The following is a 21,538-nucleotide window of genomic DNA, read 5'->3' as shown; positions in this document are numbered from 1 at the left end:
CCTCTCGCGGCGACGGCACCGTTTCGTCGTGACGCCACGGCGCTTTGCGTAGGGACGGGACCGTATCGTCGTCACGCCCTATGCTGGTTCGCATGACGACGAACGCCGACGGGCCCCAGACGCGTCCTCGCCGCCGGGCCCCCGCGGGGGCGGCCGTGCTCCGCGAGGACGTGACGGAGGCCATCCGGGCGGCCGTGTTCGAGGAGCTCGCCACCGTCGGCTACGCGCGGATGTCCATCGAGGGCATCGCCCGCCGCGCCGGCGTGGGCAAGACGGCCGTGTACCGGCGCTGGCGCTCCAAGCTGCACCTCGTCCTGGACATCGTCTCGGCGATCGCCGTACAGGGCCTGCCGGCACCGGAGACGGGCAGCCTCGAAGGCGATCTGCGGGTGCTGTACGAGGTGACGTCACGGGCGCTGCGGCATCCCGTGGCCTCGCAGATCATCCCCGACCTCCAGGCCGAGGCGGCCCGCAACCCGGAGATCGCCGAGGCCATGCAGAAGGCGCTGCGGGACGGACAGGAGGGCGTCGCCCTGAAGATCGTGGCGGCGGCGACCCGGCGCGGTGAGGTGCGCGGGGACCTGGACGACGAGCTGGCGCTCGACCTCATCTCCGGCCCGCTCTACTGGCGCTCCGTCGTGATCCGCAGTCCGAAGCTGCCCAAGGGGTACCTGGGCGCCCTGGCGCGGGCCACCGCGCAGGCGATCAAGGCGCTCTGAGCGGGCACCCGGCGTACCCGGACGAGCCGTGGAGGCGTCCCCCGGCGCCGCCGGGCCGGGGGCACCCCTCCGGGGGAGGGGCTTTGGGAACGCGCCCTACGCCCGCGCCGCCTCGGGGTGCAGCCGTACCCAGCCCTCCCAGGCCGAGACGATCATGTCCTGGACGTCGCGCTCGGCCCGCCGGCCCAGTTCCGCGGCGGCGCGCTCGGCCGAGGCGACCACGCGGGCCGGGTCGCCGGGGCGGCGCGGGGTGACCGTGGGGGCCGGTCGTAGCCGGTGACGGCGTTGACGCGGTCGATCATCTCGCGGACGGAGACGCCCTCCCCGCGGCCGATGTCGAGGGCGAGGTCCCGGCCGGAGGAGGCCCGGAGGGCGTGCGCGGCGGCGACGTGCGCCTCCGCGAGGTCCACCACGTGTCGGACGCCGGTGGCGCCTCGCGTCCCGCGGGTTCCCCGGTCACCGGTCGGCGTCGCCGGCGGCGTCGGTGTCGTCGGTCGGTTCCGCTCGCCGTGCGTCGCCGCGTTCCTCCTGCAGGGCGGCCCCGTCCAGCGCGGTGGTGAGCCGGTCGAGGCGTTCGCGCAGCTCGGCGATCTCCGCCAGTTCGAGGCCCGTCGCGGCGGCGATCCGGACCGGCACCCGTACCGCCCGCGCGCGCAGGGCGGTGCCCGCCTCGGTCAGGTGGACCTCCACCGAGCGCTCGTCGCGGGCGCTGCGCTCGCGACGCACCAGGCCGGCCGACTCCAGCCGCTTCAGCAGCGGCGAGAGCGTGCCGGAGTCCAGGCGCAGGTGCTCGCCCAGCTTCTTGACGGGCAGTTCGCCCTGCTCCCAGAGCACGAGCAGCACCAGGTACTGCGGGTAGGTCAGCCCGAGGTCCTTCAGGATCACGCGGTAGACGCCGTTGAAGGCGCGCGAGGCGGCCTGGAGGGAGAAGCAGATCTGGCTGTCCAGGCGGAGCCAGTTCTCCTGCGAGCCGACGGCGTCGGCAGCGGCATCGGGAGTCGACATCGGGGTCATGCCTCCAGAGTAGCTCTTGCGGGCCATTTAGTTGTGCCCAATTGAATTGTGTGCTCTACTTGTCGTCGTGAGGCCGCCCGGACGCGAACGGCGCGAGGGCGGGCCACCCCCGAACGCAGACTTCCGAGAGGGATGGTTCATCCATGGACGCGCTCTACACCGCAGTCGCCACCGCCACCCACGGCCGCGAGGGCCGCACCGTCTCCTCCGACGGCCGGATCGACCTCGGCCTGGCCATGCCGGTGGAACTGGGCGGCGACGGTCAGGGCACCAACCCCGAGCAGCTCTTCGCCGCCGGTTACGCGGCCTGCTTCGGCAGCGCCCTCGGCCTGGTCGGCCGGCAGGCCAAGGTCGACCTGTCCGACGCCGCCGTGACCGCCGAGGTCGGCATAGGCAAGCAGGGCGAGGGCTTCGGCCTCAAGGTCGCCCTCCGCGTCGAGCTGCCGGACAGCGTGGACGAGGCGACCGGCCGCAAGCTGGTCGAGCAGGCCCACCAGGTCTGCCCGTACTCCAACGCCACCCGCGGCAACATCGAGGTCGACCTCGTCATCGAGTAACCGGCTCACGGAGCGACCCGCGCCAGCACCTCGCCCGTCTCCCTGCTCCACGCCACCACCACGGCCTCCTCGGGCACCCGGTGCCAGCGCGTGAGCAGCAGCCAGCGGACGCGGTGGCGGCGGACGATCGCCGACCGCTCGGCGCGGGTCGACTCCGGCGCGAGGTAGGCGCGCACGTCCGCGAGCCGCCGCAGCCGCTCCCGCTCGTCCAGGGCCGCGTCCGGCCAGGCGGGGGCGGCCAGGTTCGGCCCGTACCCGGCGATCATGTGGACGGCGTAGTAGCCGTCCGCGATCACCACCTCGCCGGGCGCCATGTACCGGGCGGCCCAGTCGTACGACGCCCAGCGCGGCGGCTGGGCGAAGCCCACCGGGTCCACCGCGCGCGGGACGACCGCCCCGGCCTGCACGGTGAGGAAACCGACGCAGGCCGCGACCGCCGTGACCGCCCCCAGCACCCGCCGCCCCGCGCCCCACGGCCGGGGCGCCGCCAGTTCCACCGCGAGCGCGAACTGCAGCGGCACGAGCGTGAGACCGAGGATCCGCCCGTAGGTGTAGTGGCCGCTGACCCAGCCGTACGCCACCACCAGGACGTCCAGGGCGAACATCAGCACCAGCGGATCGCGGACGCCGTTCCTGCGGCCCCGCAGCCACAGCGCCGGCACACCCGGCAGCGCCAGCCAGAAATGCCCGGCGAGCCCCTCGTACAGCCGCCGGTGCATCGCGTCGACGCTGGAGTCGCCGGCCAGCGCGAACACGTCGAAGTACGGCCACGCGGCGGCGGTCAGCAGGGCCGTCGCGCCCGTCAGGGCCCAGCGCAGCACCACCGCCGGGCGCCGGCCGCGCTGCCGGCCCGCCACGAAGGCCACGCCCCCGGTCACCGCCGCCACCGCCGTGATCGGGTGCACCAGCAGGATCACCCCGTACAGGCCGCCCAGCGCCGCGTACCCGGCGAAGCCGCGCAGCCCGCTCGGGCCCACGAACCGCACGGCCCGCGCGTCACGCGCGCGCGTGGCGGTCCACGCCCAGGCCCAGAACGCGAGCCCGATGGCGAAGGCCGACGGATAGCCGAGGTTGCCGGTCATCGACATCAGGTTGAGATAACCGCTCCACCAGGCCCGTTCGGTGCCCCACAGCAGGGTCGTCGCCGCCAGCGCCAGCACCGGCGCCCACGGCCGCGGCGTGAGCGCGCGCGTCAGGCGGCCGACGCCGGTCAGCAGCACCGCCAGGTTGACCGGGCCGGCCACCCGCAGCACGTCCCAGCCCGACAGCCCGGTCAGCCGCGCGAACACCCCCTGCGCCACCGCGTACGGCGAGTAGTACGGGCTGCCCGCGCCCGGCAGGTCGCCCGTCGGATGGCGCGGGTGGAACAGGTCGGCCCGCAGCCGTTCGACGACCGCCGCGTGCTGCCCGGCGTCGCAGCACAGCGGCACCCGCCAGTACGCCAGCGACATCACCAGCCAGAACAGGAACCCGAAGACCTGGTACGGCGTCGGACGCGGACCGCGCCCGCCGTACAGCGCCGTCGCCCCGCGCACGGGACGCCGGGTCAGGACGCCGACGCTCATCGGACCGGAACAAAGAGGGGCATTGGCGGTATGTTCCCGCCCGCTTCGACAGCCTCGCGTCCGTCACCTCATCGAGTGAGTCCGATCGGTCCGCTCCTGCGCCGGCAGCACCACCCGGCCCCGCACCAGCGGCTCCAGCAGCAGCGGCAGCCCCAGCACCGGCAGCAGCCAGGCCAGCACGATCAGCCGCCCGCCCCAGATGGCGATGTCGGGATGCCCGGCCTGGGTGAGGAACCCGGTGGACGCGGCCGCCACCACGAGCACACCGAACGCCCGCCGCGGCCCGCGCAGCGCCCCCCACGCCCCGCCCGCCAGCGCCGCCGCGAACAGCGGCTCCCACAGCTGCCGGCGCAGCCACTCCGGCCAGAACCGCTGCTGCAACTGCCAGAACTCCGCCCAGGGCCGCTCCCGGTCCGGCCGCGCGAAGTGCCGGGTCAGCAGGTCCTGGAGGCTCTCCGACTCCGACGGGTACCGCAGCAGCCCGGCGAGCAGCAGCGTCACCGCCGCCCCGCCCGCGCCCGCCGCGGCCACCGCCACGGCCCCGCGCCCCACCGGCCGCCCCCGCCGCCGGCGCCGTACGGCGATCAGCGCGCCCGCGGCCGCCAGGGCCAGCCCGAGGAACAGGGCCTGCGAGTGCTTGACCGCGAACAGGGCCGCCAGCGCGCCGCCCACCGTCCACACCCCCGCCCGCACCCGCCCGTCCAGGGCCAGCGCGCCGCCCCACACCGCCACCAGGGTCAGTGCCAGCATCAGGCCCTCGGCCATCGGGCGCATCGCGGTCGTACCGACCGGCAGGACGTAGTACAGGGCCTGCCCGGTCAGGCAGACCCCGGCCGGAGCCCGCAGGGTGCGCAGGACCAGGAAGACCAGCACCCCGCCCGCCACCGCCGCCGCGACCCCCGCCGCCCACATCCCCCAGGTCACGCCGAACAGGGTGAGGAACGGCACGAGGAACAGCGGGTAGCCCGGCCGCGCCTCGAAGATCCGCATGAAGCGGTCCGGCATGAACGGCACCGTGTGCCCGCCGGTCCGCCCCGCCGCCAGCCGCGCCCCGACGGTGCGCCACTCCCGCTCCCGGCACGCGGCGAGCACCTCGGCACCCGGATCCGCCCGGTGGAACCGCACCACGTCCACGCTCTGCCGCCGGGCCGCGATCGAGGCCTCGCCCTCGCACGCCCAGTCGATCGTCGCCGCGGCCGCCTCGTGCTTGCCGTCCCCGCGCAGACTCAGCGCGTACGACAGGTAGTTCTTGCTGTCCGGGGTGTCCCGGCCGGTGACGTTCGCGAGCTGGAGCAGCGCGTACCCCACGGCCAGGACGAGCACCCAGGAGCGCGGACGCAGCCTCACCTGGACGCCAGCACGTCACCCGCGACGGCCGGGGCGGGCACCCGGGCCGTGGCGGGGCCGGTCATCTCCTCGCCCAGCAGCAGCGTCCGCACCACCCGCTCGGCGGCCAGCCCGTCGTCGTACACGCAGAACCGCTCCCGGAAACCGGCCCGCAGCCGCGCCGACTCCTCGTCGCGCCAGCGCCCCGAGGCCATCAGGGAGGCCAGCTCCCGGTAGCTGCGCGAGACGTGCCCCGGCGCCTCGGCGGTGATGTCGAAGTAGGTGCCCCGGCTCGCCGTGTACGCGGCCCAGTCGTCGGCGTGCACCACGATCGGCCGGTCCAGGTGGGCGTAGTCGAACATCAGGGCCGAGTAGTCGGTGACCAGGACGTCGGAGGCGAGCATCACCTCCTCGACGTCCGGCACGTCCGTCGCGTCGACGACGACGCCGCGCCGGTGCAGGTCGGACAGGCCCGTCCCGCGCGCGTGACCGGCCGCCAGGGACGGGTGCAGCCGCACCACCAGGGTGTGGCCCTCGCCGAGGTCGGCGGCGAACCGGGCCAGGTCGATCCGGTCCACGTGGCCGCCGCGGACGTACTCCCGGCGGGTCGGCGCGTACAGCACCACCGTGTGGTCCGCGGGGATGCCGAGGCGGGCGCGGGCGCGGGCCCGCGGACCGGCCTGCGCACCGGCGCCCACCAGCACGTCGTTGCGCGGGCTGCCGGTGCGCGCGGAGGCGAAGTGGCAGGGGTAGGCCCGCTCCCACACCAGCTCGGAGTACGGGTTGGCGACCAGGCTGTGGTCCCAGCGGTCGGCGCGGCGCAGCATCTGCGGCACGTCCACGCCCAGCCGGGCGCCGGGCCGGTCCAGCAGGTCGGCCCCCATGTACTTCAGCGGGGTGCCCTGGTGGGTGTGGACGTGGACGCTGCCGGGGCGCTTGACGAGGCTGCCGGGCCAGTTGACGTTGTTGACGAAGAAGCCGGCCCGCGCGGTCACCCGGCGGTAGGCGGGGGAGTCCAGCAGCACGTGCTCGACCCCCTCCGGGAGCCGGGCCGCCGTCTCCTCGTCCCGCACGACCCACACCCCGCGCAGCTGCGGGGCGATCTCGCGCGCCTTGCGGTACACGGCGCCCGGGTCGCCCAGGACGCCCCGGTGCGAGAACGCCGAGTACACCACCAGCCGCGGATCGAGCGAGCGCCGGGCCTGCACGGCGCCCGCGCCCCGGCGGACGCGCCCCGCGGCCGCCCCGCGCGCCCGCGCGGCCCGCTGGGCGATTTCCCGGCCGGCGCGCGCGCCCTGCCGCCGGGCCGCGTAGGCGGCGTACGGCCCCCGCAGCACGCGCAGCCCGGCGGGCACCGGCTCGCCGGCCGGGCGGTGCCGGGCGAACAGCTCGGCCGTCCGGCGGAAGAACTCGCGCCGGTCGGAGGGAGGCAGCCGGTCCGGCTTGGCGAGGATGTCCAGACAGTGCTCGCCCATCTTGCGGTGCAGGTAGGGCCGCCAGCCCGCCAGCTCGGGGCGGGAGTCCACGAAGGCGAAGACCCGCTCGTACTGGTCGTGGACGTCGAAGTGCTTGCGGCTGGTGGTGGACAGGATGTTGCCCTGGCGGCGCTGGCGGTAGTTCAGGCAGATCCGGTCGAGCGTGGCGATCCGCCGCGCGCTGAGCATGACCGGGAAGGTCCAGGGGGTGTCCTCGTAGTAGCCGGGCGGGAAGCGGAACCCGCCCGCCTCGACGAAGTCCCGCCGGTACACCTTGTTCCACACGACCATCAGCAGGTCGAGGATCTCCGGGTGCTCGGCGGCGGTGAACGGGGCGTCCCCGCAGTCCGCGAGGACGTGCGCGAGGGCGTTGCGGCGGGTGCCGCCCCACCAGTAGGTGCGGGCGTAGTCGAAGACCAGCACCTCCGGGACGCCGGCCTCGTCGAGGCGGTCGGCCATGGCGCGCAGGGCACCCGGCGTGAGGGTGTCGTCGCTGTCCAGGAAGAACAGGTAGTCGCCGCTCGCGTGCGGCAGGCCCGCGTTGCGGGCGCGGCCGAGGCCCACGTTCTCCGGCAGGTGCAGGACCCGCACCCGGTCGTCGCGGGCCGCGTACTCGTCGAGGATCGCGCCGCAGCCGTCGGGGGAGCGGTCGTCGACGGCGATCACCTCGAGGTCCCGGTACGACTGCTCCAGGACCGAGTCGAGGCACTCGCGCAGGAAGCCCTGCACCTTGAAGCAGGGGACGATGATGCTGAAGCGGGGCACTGCGGGAGTCAGCTCCTTACGAGATCACGAGAGGGGAGGCGGCGGGGGCCGGGACGCGCTCGGCGAGCGGCCGCACGGGCGGGATCGCCTCCGCCGGCTCGCCGAGCAGCACCCGGCGCACCACGCGCTCGGCGGCCCGGCCGTCGTCGAACTGGCAGAAGCGGGCCCGGAAGACGTTCCTGAGGGACCGGGACGCCTCCGAGGCGTAGGAGCCGTCGGCGAAGACGCGGGCCAGCTCCTCGGGCGTGCGGGCGACCGGGCCCGGCGGCGCCGCGAGCAGGTCGAAGTACACGCCCCGGGTCTCGGTGTAGACGTCCCAGTCGTCGGCGTACACCACGATCGGGCGGTCCAGGTTGGCGTAGTCGAACATGATCGACGAGTAGTCGGTGACCAGCGCGTCGGCGGCCATGCACACGTCCTCGGAGGAGCGGTGCGCGGTCACGTCGATGATCCGGCCGGAGCCCCGGCGCGCACCCCGGTCGTAGAAGTAGTGCGCCCGCAGCAGGACGACGACGTCGTCGCCGGCCGCCTCGCAGAACGCCTCCAGGTCCAGGCCGGGGTCGAAGCCGGTCCGGTGGTCGCGGTGGGTGGGCGCGTACAGCACGGCCGTCCTCCCCTCCGGCACGCCCAGCTCGCGCCGGACGCGGGCGACGTCCTCGGCGGTCGCCGTGCAGAAGACGTCGTTGCGCGGATAGCCGTACTCCAGCTGCTCGTACGAGCCGGGGAAGGCGCGTTCCCACATCTGGGTGGAGTGGGTGTTGGAGGACAGGTTGTAGTCCCAGCGGTCGACGCGGCCCAGCAGCTTGGTGAAGCTGCCGGTCGCCGCCGCCACCACCGGGTACGTCGACTGGTCGACGCCCATCTTCTTCAGCGGGGTGCCGTGCTGCGTCTGCAGGTGCACGCTGCCCTCGCGCTTGACCACGCCCTCCGCGAAGTTGGCGTTGTTGACGAGGTACGTGGCGCGCGCGAGGAGCCGCCAGGCGCGCCGGCTGCCGAGCACGGCGTGGTCGACGCCCGGCGGCACGGCGTGCTCCCGGCCGGGCTCGACGAGGAACACCGAGCGGATGTGCGGGGCGAGTTCGGCGGCCTTGGCGTGGATAGCCGCGGGGTTGCACGCGTAACCCCGGCCCCAGTAGGCGCAGTACACCGCCAGGTGGGGATCGAGGGGGCGGCGCAGCTGGAGCCGGTAGTACAGCCGGGTGCGCAGTCCGTGGGGGCGCGGGACGCGCCGGGCGGCCGCCGACACCTTCCGGTTGGCGCCCCGCAGCGCACGGAACGCCGTGTACGCCCCCGCCGCCAGCAGCCGGTGCTGCACGCCGAGGCTCCCGCCCGGCACGCGGAACCCGGCCGGCCGGTGCCGCCGGTAGAGCGCGGTCGCCCGGCGGAAGAACGCGCGGCGACCGGAGGCGGGCAGCCGGGCCGGGTGTGCGGCCGTCTTCAGGACGGCGGCGAAGAGCTGGGCGAACAGGGCACCGCGGAAGCCGCGCCCGGCGGCCCTGGTGAGCACCAGATCCGTCTGCGCCAGCAGGTCGGTATGGTGCTCGCCCGGCAGGTCGAGCCGGCTGCCCTGCCGCCGCAGCAGATGCCGTACGACGACGCGGCGCAGCACCGCGATCCGCTCGGCGTGCACGGTGACCAGGCCGCCGAAGCCGAGGTCCGTGAAGGGCCCCTCGGGGAAGACGAGCCGGTGCGCGGTGAGGAAGTCGCGCCGGTGGACGGCGCCGCACACGGGCAGCCGCACACCGGTCACCTCGGGGGCCTCGCCGGGGCCGAAGACGCCCTGGGGCGCCCCGGCGAACAGCGGGGCCGCCGGGTTGGCCGGCTCGCCCTCCCACCACGGGACGCGCTCGTGCTCGGCGTACAGGACGTCGACCTCGCCCGTCCCGGCCAGCCGGGCGTCCAGCGCGTCCAGCGCGCCCGGTGCGAGCGTGTCGTCGCCGTCCAGGAACAGCAGGTACGCGCCGGTGGCCGCCCGCAGACCGGTGTTGCGCGCCCCCGCGAGCCCCGCCTCCGGCGGTGAGAACACCGGCGTCACCCGGCCGTCCCGCCCGGCGTACCCGGCGGCGACGGCCGCGGCCGGGGCGTCGGGCGCGTCGCAGACCGGGAGCAGCTCGAAGTCGCCGAACGACTGGCCGAGGACGGAGTCCAGCGCCAGGGACAGCCGGCCGGCTGCCCCGTGGGACGGAACGATGATGCTGAAGCGGGGCATGCTGCTCTTCCTGTGTCCGGCTTGCCTGTGCTGGCCTGTGCTTGCCTGTGCTTGTGCGTGTCGGTTGCTGTCGACGGGGGTCCCGGCGCCGGGCGCCCGGCTTCCCGCGGCGCTCGGCTTCCCGCGGCTCCCGGTTCCTAGTGGCTGGTGACGCGGGGGCTCGACGGCTGCGGCACGGTGGCCAGCGCGGGGCGCGTGTGCGTCGCCGCCGCCGACGGCACGGGACGGCGCTCGGCGAGCGGCACGACGGGCGGCAGGTCCGTCTCGCCCAGCACGATCCGCCGTACGACGCGCTCGGCGGCGCGTCCGTCGCCGTACGGGCAGAACCGCTCGCGGAACGCGGCGCGCAGCCGGGCCGCACGGGAGTCGTGCCAGTGGCCGGACGTGAAGATGTCGACCAGTTCGTCCTCGGTGCGGGCGACCGCGCCCGGCGGGAAGGCGCGCACGTCGAAGTAGGTGCCGCGGGCCGCCTCGTAGGCCTCCCAGTCGTCCGCGTGGATGACGATCGGGCGGTCCAGGTCGGCGTAGTCGAACATGATCGACGAGTAGTCGGTGACCAGGACGTCCGAGGCCAGGCAGAGGGACTCCACGCTCGGGTGGCCGCTGACGTCGACGACCCGGCCGTCCGCGGGCAGGGCGACGGGCTGTCCGTAGTGGGCGCGGGCCAGGATCACGAAGCGCGGGCCCAGCCGGTCCGGGAGCCGTTCCAGGTCGAGTCCGGCCCGCTGGGTGCGGCGGTAGTCGCGGTGGGTGGGGGCGTACAGGACGGCCACCGTGTCGCGGGGGATCCCGAGCTCCTCGCGCAGCCGGGCCACGTCCGCGGCGGTGGCCCGCTGGAAGACGTCGTTGCGGGGATAGCCGTACTCCAGCGTGGTGTAGCCGCCGGGGTAGACGCGCTCCCAGGTGAGGGTGGTGTGGCGGTTGGCGGACAGGACGTAGTCCCACTTGTCGACGCCCCTCAGCAACTCCGCGAAGTCCATGTCGCGGGCCGCCGCGGGCCGCTCCTGCAGGTCGAGGCCCATGTGCTTGAGCGGGGTGCCGTGCTGGGTCTGCACGAAGACCTGGCCGGGGCGCTTGACCAGCCGGCGGTCGAAGTTGACGTTGTTCACCAGGTACGTGGAGCGCGCCAGCGCCGTCCAGTAGGCCGCCGTGCCGGGACGCAGCGGGCGCGTGCCGGGCGGGACGGTGTGCTGGTGCTCGGGGCGGACGATCCACGCCGTGCGCACCTGCGGGGCGAAGGCCCGGAACGCGCTCTCCAGGGCGCCCGGGTTGCAGCCGTGCCCGCGGCCCCAGTAGGCGGCGAAGACGGCCCGGTCGGCGTGCAACGGCAGGCGCAGCTGGATCCGGTAGTGGGCCTGGAGGCAGGCGGCCCGGAGCACGCGGGCCAGTCGCGCGGCGAGGCCGCGGACGCGGCGGCGCAGGACCACGGCCGCCTGGAGGACGCGGTAGGTGCGGTGCAGGCCCAGGCGGACCAGCCCGTGGCGCAGCCGGGAGCGCAGCGGGACGGGCGCGCCGGGGGTGCGGTGGCGGAGGTAGTGGGCGCGGGCCCGGCGCAGGAACTCGCCGCGGGAACCGCGCGGCAGCCGGTCCGGCCTGGTGAACACGGTCGTCAGGTGGTCGACCATGCGGCGGAACAACACCGGCCGCCAGTGTGCGAGTTCGGGCCGCCGGTCGATGAACGCGAACACCCGGTCGTACTGGTCGAAGACGTCGAAGTGCCGGCGGCTGGTGGTGGAGAGGATGTTGCCGCCGCGGCGCCGCCGGTAGTGGACGCAGACCCGGTCCAGCGTCGCGATCGACCCCGCGGTCATCAGCGCCGGGTAGGTCCAGGGGGTGTCCTCGTAGTAGCCGGGCGGGAAGGCCAGGCCGGTCCGCTCGACGAACTCCCGCCGGTAGGCCTTGTTCCAGGCGACCATCAGCACCCTGAGCAGCCCCGGCCGGTCCTCCAGCCGGAAGGGCGCCGGGCCCCGCTCGGTGAGGTGCTCGGCGAACCTGTTGCGCTCGGTCTCACCCGTCCAGAACGCGGTGGCGTGGTCGTACACCAGCACGTCCGGCTCGCCGGTGTCCTTCAGCCGGTCGGCGATCGCGCGCAGCGCGCCCGGGGTGAGCGTGTCGTCGGAGTCGAGGAACAGCAGGTAGTCGCCCGCGGCCCGGGCGATGCCCGCGTTGCGGGCGCCGCCCAGCCCGGCGTTCTCCGGCAGGTGCAGGGCGCGCACGCGCGGGTCGCGGGCCGCGAACTCGTCGATGATCTCGCCGCACGCGTCCGGCGAACGGTCGTCGACGGCGATCAGTTCGAGATCGGTGTACGACTGGGACAGCACGGATTCGAGGCACTCGTGCAGGTACGCCTGAACCTCGTACGCGGGGACGATGACACTGAACCTGGGCAAGGGACATCCATGGGTCGGCGCGGACGACAGGGCCTGCGTCCGGGCAACGGCCGATGGAGTGACTTGGTTACGTATCCCTACGGCATCCGGGGGACACCGGGTGAACGGGGAGGGGCGGGCCGGTGGCGCCCACCCCCCTTGCCGCAGCGCCTATTTGACCGCGCCGGCCATCACGCCGGACACGAACTGCCGCTGGAAGGCGAAGAACACGGCCAGCGGGATCACCATCGAGACGAACGCGCCGGGCGCCAGCACGTCGATGTTGTTGCCGAACTGCCGTACCTGGGTCTGGAGGGCGACCGTGATCGGCTGGCTGCCGGCGTCGGTGAACACCAGCGCCACCAGCATGTCGTTCCACACCCACAGGAACTGGAAGATGCCCAGGCTCGCGATCGCCGGTCCGCCCAGCGGCATCACGACCCGTGTGAACAGGCGCAGTTCACCGGCACCGTCCAGGCGGGCCGCCTCCAGCAGCTCGCGCGGGATCTCCGCGAAGAAGTTCCGCAGCAGGAACACCGCGAACGGCAGACCGAATCCCACGTGGAAGAGGACCACGCCGAGGACGGAGCCGAACAGGCCCACCTTGCCGAACAGTTCGGCGATCGGGATCAGCGCCACCTGCACGGGCACCACCAGCAGGCCGACCACCGCCAGGAACCACCAGTCGCGGCCCGGGAACTCCATCCACGCGAACGCGTATCCGGCGAGCGAGCCGATGACCACGACCAGGACCGTCGCCGGGACGGTGATCAGCACCGTGTTGAGGAGGGAGTCGGTGATGTCGCCGTTCTCCAGCAGCTTTTGGTAGCTGTCCACGGTGAGCTGGGACGGCTCGGCGAACACCTTCCACCAGCCGCTCGCGCTCATGTCCTCGGGGGCGCGCAGCGAGGAGATCAGCAGACCGATCGTCGGCACCAGCCAGAACAGGCCGACCAGGATCAGGCAGACCCGGACGGCACCGCCGCCCAGCTTCTCCACGATCCGCGCCGCCGGCGAACGCCTTGCCTTCACGGTCTCGGCGGGTGCTTCGACCGTCCTGACGGATGTCTTCATCGCCGCACCTCCCGTAGCGGCCTGCGCACGTTACTGCGTTCACCCGGGGGGCGACCCCCGGGCCCCCGGCAGAACGACGGGTACACGCTCATCGCCGCACCTCCCGCCGCAGCCTGCGCACGTTGAACCACATCACCGGGATCACCAGCAGCAGCAGGAACACCGCGATGGCGCTGGCGATGCCCGGCTGGTCCTCGGAGAAGCCCTTGCGGTACAGCTCCAGGGCGAGCACGTTCGCGTCGTCCTGGGAGGAGCCGGGGGCGATGATGAAGACCAGGTCGAACACCTTCAGGACGTTGATCATCAGGGTCACGGTGACCACCGCGAGGACCGGCGCGAGCAGCGGCACGGTGACCCTGCGGAACACCTGCCACTCGTTCGCCCCGTCCACCCGCGCCGCCTCCATCAGTTCCCGCGGCACGCTCGCCAGCCCGGCCGCGATCAGCACCATCGCGAAACCCGCCCACATCCAGATGTACGACCCGATGATGGCCGGGGTGACCAGGGACGGGCCGAGCCAGTCCAGGCCGTTGTAGGCCTCCGCGAAGTTGCTCGCGGGCAGGCGCAGCCGCGCCCCGTCGGCCGCCGCGGGCAGGGTGAAGGTGCCGTCGTCGGCCGCGGTGGCCGACGCCACGACCTCGCCGTCCTTGACGGCCTCGATCCGCATCCCGGCGTAGCCCCGTTCGGACGGGTCGGGGACGCCGAGCCTGCCGACGCCCTTGCCGCGGGTGAAGTCCTGCCAGGTCGTGCCGGTGACCTTGCCCGGTTCGGGCTCGGCCGGCACGGCCTTCTCCGCGCTGCCGGGCATCTGGTCCGGGGCCACGCCGACCAGCGGCAGGAGGACCGGATCGCCCGCCCGGACCGGCTCCGCGGTGAGGAACGCGCCGCCCTCCGCGGGCTCCAGCGGCGACCGCCGCCCCGGGTGGGCCTTGGGGAACGCCGACGACTGCGCGAACGTGTCGTGCACGCCGACCCACACCGCGTTCGCCACGCCCTTGTCCGGGTCCTGGTCGTACACCAGCCGGAAGATGATGCCGGCGGCGAGCATCGAGATCGCCATCGGCATGAAGACGACGAGCTTGAACGCCGTTCCCCAGCGGACGCGTTCGGTCAGCACCGCGAAGATCAGGCCGAGGGCGGTCGCCACGGTCGGCGCGAACACCACCCACAGGACGTTGTTCTTCAGCGCCGTGCGGATGCCGTCGTCGGTGAACAGGGCCCGGTAGTTGTCGATTCCGGCGAACCCGTCGCCGGACTGGTCATAGAAACTGCGCACGACCGAGTACCCGATCGGGTAGACCACGAGCGCGCCCAGCAGCACCAGGGCGGGCAGCAGGAACAGGGCTGCCACCGTCCTGCGGGTGCCGGTCACGCTTCCGCGCGAGCGAGGAGGGGCGGGGGCTCCGGGAGCCCCCGCCGCACCGGCCGATGCCATGACCGGCTCAGTTCCCGTACGCCGCTGCCGCGTCCGACTCCAGCTTCGCCTGGATGCCGGCCACGTCCGTCGGGTTCTTCAGGAAGTCCTGGAGGTCCTTCCACTCGCCCTTGCCGGGCGTACCGCCGAACGCCTGCGGGGCCTGGTCGGACATGTCGAACCGGAAGTCGTCGCCCGCCGCGACCAGCGCCTCGGCGATCTTGCGCTGCACGTCGTTCGGGTACGCCGCCGGGTCGACGTTCTTGTTCGGCGAGAGGTAGCCGCCCAGCTTCGCCTGGATCTCCGCCGCGTCCGGCGAGGCCAGGAAGGTCGCCAGCGCCTGCGCGCCCTTGGAGTCCTTCAGGATGACCGCCGCGTCACCGCCGGAGACCACCGGCGCGGTGTCGCCGACCTTCGGGAACGGGAACACCTTCGCGTCCGTGCCGATCTTCGCTTCCGTCTGCGCGATGTTGACCTGCACGAAGTCGCCCTCGTAGACCATCGCCGCCTTGGGCTGGTCACCGCCGGTGAAGGTCTGGGTGACGGAGTTCGGGAACTGCGTCTGGAGGGCACCGTCGGCGCCGCCCGCCACGTAGTCCTTCTTGCCCCAGATCTGCGCGAGCGTGGTCAGCGCCTCCTTCACGGAGGGGTCCGTCCACTTGATCTCGTGCTTGGCCAGCTGGTCGTACTTCTCCGGGCCCGCCTGGGACAGGTACACGTTCTCGAACCAGTCGGTCAGCGGCCAGCCGTCCGCCCCGGGGATCGAGAACGGCGTGACGCCGGAGTCGTAGACGGTCTGAGCGGTCGTCAGCAGCTCGTCCCAGGTCTTGGGTTCGCTCGCGCCCGCGTTCTCGAAGACCTTGGCGTTGTACCAGACCAGGGACTTGTTGGCGGCCTTGTAGTAGACGCCGTACTGCTCCGTGCCGACCTTGCCGATGTCCTGCCAGCCCTGCGAGTAGTTCTTCCGGAGTTCCGCGAGGGCCTCGGCGCCCAGCGGCTTGGCCCACTTCTTCTCCACGGCCTGCTTGATGGCGCCCGGCTGCGGCAGCATCGCCACGTCCGGGGGCTGACCACCCGCGATCTTCGACCCGAGGAAGTTGATGATCGGGTCCTGCGCCGGTACGAAGGTGACCTTCGCGCCGGTGCGCTTCTCGAACTCGGCCAGCACCTTCTTGAAGTTGGCCTGCTCCGGGCCCGTCCAGACGGCCGCGACCTCCAGTGTCGTGCCGTCCAGCTTCGGGAGGGCGAGGGCGCTGCCGGACGCCTTGCTGCCGGTGCCCTCGCCGCCGTCGTTCTTGTCGTCGTCGCTGCCGCACGCGGTGAGCGAGAGCGCGAGTGCTCCCGCTAAGACGCCGGCGGCCGCCTTCACGGTCCCGCGTATGCGGATGGTGCTGCTCGTGCTGCGCATCACTGCCCCGTTCTTCGTTCCTCGTCGAACGTTGAGCGCTGTCCCGTTGCACTGGTCTACGCCGGGCGCCCGTGGGTCGGCAAGTACGCGTGCCGTGTCAAGTGAGCGATCGTGACCGCCTCGTGATGCCCCGTCCGAACGCCGGGAGGCCGGGACTTCCGCCATACACCTGGGGCGTGTTTCGAAAGTCCCTCCCCCGGAGGGGGTGCCACCAGCACGCCTAGAGCAGCGAGGGCACCTCCGCCGCCGAGACCTCGCGGGCCGCCCGTTCCAGGGCGCTGGCCAGGAGGGCGAGGTCGGTGGGGCCGTTGCCCAGTTCGCGGACGGGTCTGCGGGCCGGCGGATCGCCCATGCGCTGCCACTCCAGGGGGACGACCGTGGGGCGCAGGGTCGCGGTGCGGGGGATGCGGCCGGTGACCCGGCCGCCCTGGAAGGGGGTCAGCCGGCCGTCCGCGCCCCGGAGCCGGCCGCGGCCGGGTGCCGGTTCGTCGGGGCCCGGGCCCGGTGCGTCGAGGACGATCCGCACGCCGGCCTGCCGGGCGGGCTCGGACTCCGCCGTACGGCCGTCCGGACCGGTGGCGGCCACCAGGTGCACGCCGAGCCGCTCGCCCTCGCGGGCCACCGCCTCCAGCGCGCGCATCACCGACCCGGCGGCGGGACGGCCGGGGGAGCCGAGCGGGGGCGAGACCAGGGCGTCCAGGTCGTCCACCACGACGACCAGGCGGGGCAGCGGCGGGGCCGCCTCCGTCCGTCGGCGGGCCGCCGCGCCGGGGCGCAGCCGCAGGGTCGAGCTGGGCGGGGTGTCCAGGTCCGCGGCGCCGGTCCCCCCGCCGGACGGCTGGCGCTGCGGGACGATACGGCCGGAGACCGCGCGGTGCGTGTGCCACTCGGCGAAGTCCGACCGCCCGAGCAGCTCCGCCCGCCGCTTCAGCTCGGCGGCCAGCGACTGCGCGAACTCCCGCATGCGGACCGGGTCGTTGGCGGTGAGATGCGTGGTGACGTGCGGTACGTCCGTGCAGACCCGCAGGCCCTCGCCGTGGCCGGCGCCCGCCTTGCCGGCGGTGTCCCGGCCGTCCAGCAGGACGATGCCGAGCCGGTCGGGGCGCTCGGCGGCGGCCAGCGAGGCGACGACCGCCCGCAGCAGCTCCGTACGTCCGCTGCCGGGCGGCCCTTCTATCAGCAGGTGCGGGCCCTCGGCGGACAGGTCCACGGCGACCGGGCCGCGCGGGCCCGCGCCCAGCACGGCCGAGGTCCGGCCGCCGAGGGCCTCGGTGTCGTCGGCCGCGTCGGCCCAGCGGGCCATCAGGGAGGCGGGGGTCGCCCGGGCCAGGCCCAGCTCGTCGAGGAGGCGGGCCGACGGGGGCAGCGGGGCGGACACGCGCGCGGGACGGTCACCGCCGCCGGCGGCTGTCTCCGGGCGCAGGGGCGCCAGGGCCCGCGCGAACCGCTCCGCCCAGGCGGCGGAGACCGCGTCGACGGCACCGACCGTCCCGTGGCCCACCGGGCCCGGCCGCTCGGACTCCGACCCGGCGGGGGCGACCCGCAGCAGCCGCAGCGCGGTCGCCACATCGCCGCTGAGCAGCGCCACCGCCCCGCACGCGCGGAAGGCGGGCGCCGCCGCGCAGGCCGCCTCGTACACGTCGGTGACCGGCGCGGCGGGGGAGGCGGCGGCCGTCTCGGCCAGGCACAGGACATGGATACCGGCCCGCGGGCCGGCCGTCGCCAGCCGGGCCGTCGCCTCGCGCAGCGCGGCAGTGCCGGGGTCGCCGTCCACGACGAGGACCGTGTACGGGCCGGGGAAGCCGGCCCCGGCGTCGTCCGTCACCGCCCACGAGGGGCGGCGGGCCGTGCTGCGACGGGCGGGCGCGGGCGCCGCGCCGCCGTCCGCCAGCCGGTCGTCCAGGCGGCGCAGCAGTTCGTCGGCGCGGGCGGTGGCCTGGTCGACGTCGTGGGCGAGGAGGAGACGGCAGTCCTGGCCGTGTCCCGGGCGCAGGTGCGGCAGCCAGCCCAGCCAGGACCACTCGGCGACCCGCTCCTCCTCGGAACGCGCGCGGTCCGTGCTGATCAGGACGATCTCCAGCAGGTCCGGGGAGTGCAGCGCGGCGAGCTGCGCCAGCACCGCGCGGGCCAGTCCGGCCAGCCTCGGGCGCGGCCCGGCCAGCCCCAGGGCGCCGGCCTCGCGCAGGCCCGCCGTCACCGGCACGGCGGGCAGCAGTGAGCCGTCGGGCGCCACCCGGTCGGCCGTGCCCAGCCGGACGGCGAGCGTCTCGGAGTGACCCGGTCCGCGCTCCCACAGGCGCGGGCCGGGGCCGAGCGCGGTCAGCAGCAGGGCGGCCGGGTCCGGCCAGGTGTCCGGGGCGGACCGCGGTCCGGCGGGCCGGTCCGGCTCCGCCACGGCCGGCCGGTCGTCGTAGGCCTCGGGATCGTCCGTCTCCTGCGGGCCGCCCCGGCCGCCGGCCAGCCGGCGGGCCCAGGCGGACAGGCCGCCGCGCCTGCGCAGCCCCTGCGGCACCTCGGTGCCGCGCAGGGGGGTGCCCTTGCGGGAGGTGCTGCCGCCGTCCTCGTCCGGGGAGGGCCGGTACGGGCCGTCCGCCCCGGCAGGGCCGGCGAAGGAGCCGAGGCCCGCGCGGCCGCCGTGGGTGGCGTCGTGGTGCTCGACGGGCGGTGCGCCGCCCTGGCCCGGCACGAGGGACGTCGGCGCCCGCTCGCCACGGGCGGGCGCGGAGCCGTGCCGGTCGACCGTGCCGTAGGCGTGGCCGGTGGGCGCGGCGGGGCCGGCGGGGGTGCCCTCGTCGCTCCCGCGCGGGTGACGGGGGTCCGCGGCGCCGGGACCCCCGCGCGCGGGGGCGGCCGCGGGCTGCGGGCCCGCGCACGGCACCCGGACGTGGCCCTCCCCGTCGGGGGTCGTGGCGACGCGGGCGCCCGGACCGCCGGGCGGCGCCAGCCGCAGGGCCGACTCGCCGACGCGCAGCAGGGCGCCCGGGGCGAACCGGAGCGGACGGCTCTGCACGCGCGCGCCGTCCAGGGTGGTGCCGTTGGTGGAGTCGAGGTCGGCGACGGTGACCCGGCCGTCGGCCAAGAGCGTCACCGCGCAGTGCAGGCGGGAGACGTCGGGGTCGTCGAGCGGCACGTCGGCCTCGGCGGAGCGGCCGACGCGGATCCGGCCGCCGTGCAGCAGGTGGACCCCGCCCGCGTCCGGGCCCGCCACCACGTGCAGCCGGGCCGGGGCGTCGTCGACCTCCGGATGCGGCTCGGGATCGGCCGGGGCGCCGAGGCAGAGCACGGTGCCGTCGATCAGGGGTGGTTCGCCGAGGGTGCAGCGCTGGGCGTCGAGCCGCTGCGCGCCCGCGTAGAGCACGGGCTGTGCTCCCCCGGACGGAGCGGCGCCCCCCTCCCCGGAGACCGCCGCGGCCAGGGCGGACGCCACCGCGGCCAGAGCCGTGCCGGCGGGCGCCGTGACCAGCACGTCGCAGTTCGCGGCGCGGCCCCGTGTCTCCCCGGGCGGGCCCTGCGGGTCTACGACGGTCAGCCGGATCTGCATCGCCGTCAGCGGTCCCTTCTGCCCGGGCGCGGACTTTCCCCCACCCCACACGAGCACGTCGGCCAGTACTCCAGGCATCCTCGCACCTGCCACCGACAATGCGCCCGCCATCGAGGCGCAAGTGATCTTGATTGGTCGGCTCTGCCCGCAAAAGTGCCTGGCCGATGACTCGCCGATGACCGCTTGAGATCGGTCACGTCCGCCTCCGGCAACCAACGGACCGGGGCGCGCGTCTTTCCTTCGAACATGTACGGGGAGGGGCGCGTGACCGTACGCAAGGGCGTGCGGAAGGACCGAAGGACCACAGGAAGACGACAGCCCTCTGCAGGGAGCACGGCACTACAGTGGGTCGGAACACAGGCAAGCAAGCAGCAGGGAGCGCGTGACGTGCGGCCAGTCGGCAGCAAGTACCTGCTCGAGGAGCCGCTCGGACGCGGCGCCACGGGCACCGTCTGGCGAGCCCGCCAGCGCGAGACCGCGGGCGCCGAGGCGGCCGTGGCCGGCCAGCCCGGCGAGACCGTTGCCATCAAGGTCCTCAAGGAAGAACTCGCGAGCGACCCCGACATCGTGATGCGTTTCCTGCGGGAGCGCTCCGTGCTGCTCCGGCTGACCCACCCCAACATCGTCCGGGTCCGCGACCTGGTCGTCGAGGGCGATCTGCTGGCCCTGGTCATGGACCTCGTCGAAGGCCCCGACCTGCACCGCTACCTGCGCGAGAACGGCCCCTTCACGCCCGTCGCCGCCGCTCTGCTCACCGCGCAGGTCGCCGACGCCCTCGCCGCGAGCCACGCCGACGGCGTGGTCCACCGCGACCTGAAGCCGGCCAACGTCCTGCTCCTCCAGAACGCCGGGCAGATGCACCCGCTGCTCACCGACTTCGGCATCGCGCGCCTCGCCGACTCGCCGGGCCTCACCCGCACCAGCGAGTTCGTCGGCACGCCCGCGTACGTGGCGCCGGAGTCCGCCGAGGGCCGCCCGCAGACCTCCGCCGTCGACATCTACGGCGCCGGCATCCTGCTGTACGAGCTCGTCACCGGCCGCCCGCCGTTCTCCGGCAGCTCGGCCCTCGAGGTCCTCCACCAGCACCTGAGCGCCGAACCCCGCCGCCCCTCCACGGTGCCCGAACCGCTGTGGACGGTCATAGAGCGCTGCCTGCGCAAGAACCCCGACGAACGCCCCAGCGCCGAGAACCTCGCGCGCGGGCTGCGCGTCGTCGCCGAGGGCGTCGGCGTGCACGCCAACTCGATGCAGATCGCCGCCGCCGAGGGTGTGGGCCACCTCCTCGCGCCCGACCCGGCGCCCGCACCCGTGCCCGGCGCGCCCGTCGGCGGGTACGACCCGAACGCCGCGACCAGCGTGCTGCCGCACACCACCGGGCCCGGCGGCCCGGCGGGCGCCGCGGACCCCACCGCCGTCCTGCCGCACACCGGCGGCCCGGTGGGCGCCGCCGACCCGACGGCCGTCCTGCCGCCGGTACCGCCGCACCAGAGCGGCGGACCCGGCCCGCAGGGACAGCGGCCGGAGGAGCCGCACCCCTGGCAGAACCAGCTGCGCGCCGCCCGCGACCGCAACGAACAGACCCAGGTCCAGTACCTCGACCCGAACGAGGACCCGCTGCGCCGCCGCCCCCAGCGGCAGGTCGCCCGCCCGCAGCAGCAGCCCCACCCGCAGCAGCAGCCTCAGCAGGGCTACGGCCGGCCCCAGCAGCAGCCCCAGCAGTACGCCCCGCAGCAGCAGCCCCAGCCCCAGCCGCGGCGGTACACCCCGCAGCCCCAGCAGCCGCCGCAGCGGCCCGCGCCGGAGCCCCGCCCGCCGCGGGAGCCCCGTCCGCCGCGCGAGCCGAGGCAGCGCAGCGCCAACCCGATGAAGATCCCCGGACTCGGCTGCCTGAAGGGCTGCCTGTTCACGGTCGTCATCCTCGTCGTGGCCGGCTGGCTGATCTGGGAACTGACCCCGCTCCAGGACTGGATCGGCACCGGCAAGGGCTACTGGGCGCAGCTCGCCGACTGGTTCGACACCGTGAGCGGCTGGATCGGCGACCTCGGAGCGAAGACCGGCGGCGGGGCCTGACGGACGGACCCGTCCCGGGGGAGCCCGACGGC

At 74.7% G+C, this 21,538-nt stretch carries 13 protein-coding genes and 1 pseudogene; 3 read left to right on the top strand and 11 right to left on the bottom strand.

The annotated features are described in order from the left end of the window. The first annotated feature begins 92 nt into the window (after positions 1-92). Positions 93-719 (top strand): TetR/AcrR family transcriptional regulator, encoded by a 627-nt coding sequence (locus ACH4N1_RS28105; RefSeq protein WP_398101266.1) that lies wholly within the window; start codon positions 93-95, stop codon positions 717-719. A gap of 96 nt (positions 720-815) precedes the next feature. Here ACH4N1_RS28105 and ACH4N1_RS28100 read toward each other — a convergent pair. Beyond that, a pseudogene (locus ACH4N1_RS28100) lies at positions 816-1,135 on the bottom strand (UDP-glucose 4-epimerase GalE); the annotation flags it as partial. Between the two features lie 40 nt (positions 1,136-1,175). Further along, complete coding sequence (locus ACH4N1_RS28095) at positions 1,176-1,724, bottom strand: MarR family winged helix-turn-helix transcriptional regulator (RefSeq protein ID WP_398101329.1); 549 nt, start codon at positions 1,722-1,724, stop codon at positions 1,176-1,178. A gap of 152 nt (positions 1,725-1,876) precedes the next feature. Here ACH4N1_RS28095 and ACH4N1_RS28090 point away from each other — a divergent pair, with 152 nt between their 5' ends. Beyond that, the gene (locus tag ACH4N1_RS28090; RefSeq protein WP_398101264.1) at positions 1,877-2,290 is read left to right on the top strand and encodes an organic hydroperoxide resistance protein; all 414 of its coding nucleotides are present in this window, start codon (positions 1,877-1,879) and stop codon (positions 2,288-2,290) included. A gap of 5 nt (positions 2,291-2,295) precedes the next feature. Here ACH4N1_RS28090 and ACH4N1_RS28085 read toward each other — a convergent pair whose 3' ends face one another. From ACH4N1_RS28085 to ACH4N1_RS28045, 9 genes are all read right to left on the bottom strand, one after another. Continuing rightward, positions 2,296-3,855 carry a hypothetical protein gene (locus tag ACH4N1_RS28085; protein WP_398101262.1) on the bottom strand — a complete coding sequence of 520 codons (1,560 nt, stop codon included), beginning with the start codon at positions 3,853-3,855 and terminating at the stop codon, positions 2,296-2,298. A 63-nt stretch (positions 3,856-3,918) separates the two neighbouring features. Continuing rightward, positions 3,919-5,196, bottom strand: a complete 1,278-nt coding sequence (locus tag ACH4N1_RS28080; RefSeq protein ID WP_398101326.1) for a hypothetical protein — start codon at positions 5,194-5,196, stop codon at positions 3,919-3,921. A gap of 2 nt (positions 5,197-5,198) precedes the next feature. Then, entirely contained in the window at positions 5,199-7,421 is a 2,223-nt protein-coding gene (locus ACH4N1_RS28075; RefSeq protein WP_398101260.1) for a CDP-glycerol glycerophosphotransferase family protein, read from the bottom strand. 16 nt (positions 7,422-7,437) lie between these two features. Beyond that, positions 7,438-9,630 carry a bifunctional glycosyltransferase family 2 protein/CDP-glycerol:glycerophosphate glycerophosphotransferase gene (locus ACH4N1_RS28070; RefSeq protein ID WP_398101258.1) on the bottom strand — a complete coding sequence of 731 codons (2,193 nt, stop codon included), beginning with the start codon at positions 9,628-9,630 and terminating at the stop codon, positions 7,438-7,440. Positions 9,631-9,767: 137 nt separating this feature from the next. Next, the gene (locus tag ACH4N1_RS28065; RefSeq protein WP_398101256.1) at positions 9,768-12,020 is read right to left on the bottom strand and encodes a CDP-glycerol glycerophosphotransferase family protein; all 2,253 of its coding nucleotides are present in this window, start codon (positions 12,018-12,020) and stop codon (positions 9,768-9,770) included. Positions 12,021-12,170: 150 nt separating this feature from the next. Next, complete coding sequence (locus ACH4N1_RS28060; RefSeq protein ID WP_398101254.1) at positions 12,171-13,073, bottom strand: carbohydrate ABC transporter permease; 903 nt, start codon at positions 13,071-13,073, stop codon at positions 12,171-12,173. 88 nt (positions 13,074-13,161) lie between these two features. Beyond that, positions 13,162-14,445 carry a carbohydrate ABC transporter permease gene (locus ACH4N1_RS28055; protein ID WP_398101252.1) on the bottom strand — a complete coding sequence of 428 codons (1,284 nt, stop codon included), beginning with the start codon at positions 14,443-14,445 and terminating at the stop codon, positions 13,162-13,164. 70 nt (positions 14,446-14,515) lie between these two features. Beyond that, positions 14,516-15,895: an ABC transporter substrate-binding protein gene (locus ACH4N1_RS28050; RefSeq protein ID WP_398101250.1), complete on the bottom strand. Its 1,380-nt coding sequence runs from the start codon at positions 15,893-15,895 to the stop codon at positions 14,516-14,518. Positions 15,896-16,115: 220 nt separating this feature from the next. After that, a complete protein-coding gene (locus ACH4N1_RS28045) occupies positions 16,116-19,436 on the bottom strand; it encodes an FHA domain-containing protein (RefSeq protein WP_398101323.1) in 3,321 nt (1,106 codons plus the stop codon). Positions 19,437-19,823: 387 nt separating this feature from the next. Here ACH4N1_RS28045 and ACH4N1_RS28040 point away from each other — a divergent pair, with 387 nt between their 5' ends. Next, positions 19,824-21,506 carry a serine/threonine-protein kinase gene (locus tag ACH4N1_RS28040; RefSeq protein WP_398101248.1) on the top strand — a complete coding sequence of 561 codons (1,683 nt, stop codon included), beginning with the start codon at positions 19,824-19,826 and terminating at the stop codon, positions 21,504-21,506. The last annotated feature ends 32 nt before the right edge of the window (positions 21,507-21,538 follow it).

Source organism: Streptomyces sp. NPDC017202 (genome assembly GCF_044331705.1).
GTDB lineage: Bacteria > Actinomycetota > Actinomycetes > Streptomycetales > Streptomycetaceae > Streptomyces.
Note: the sequence above shows the minus strand (reverse complement) of the source record. Positions and strands in the feature narration are given on the sequence as shown.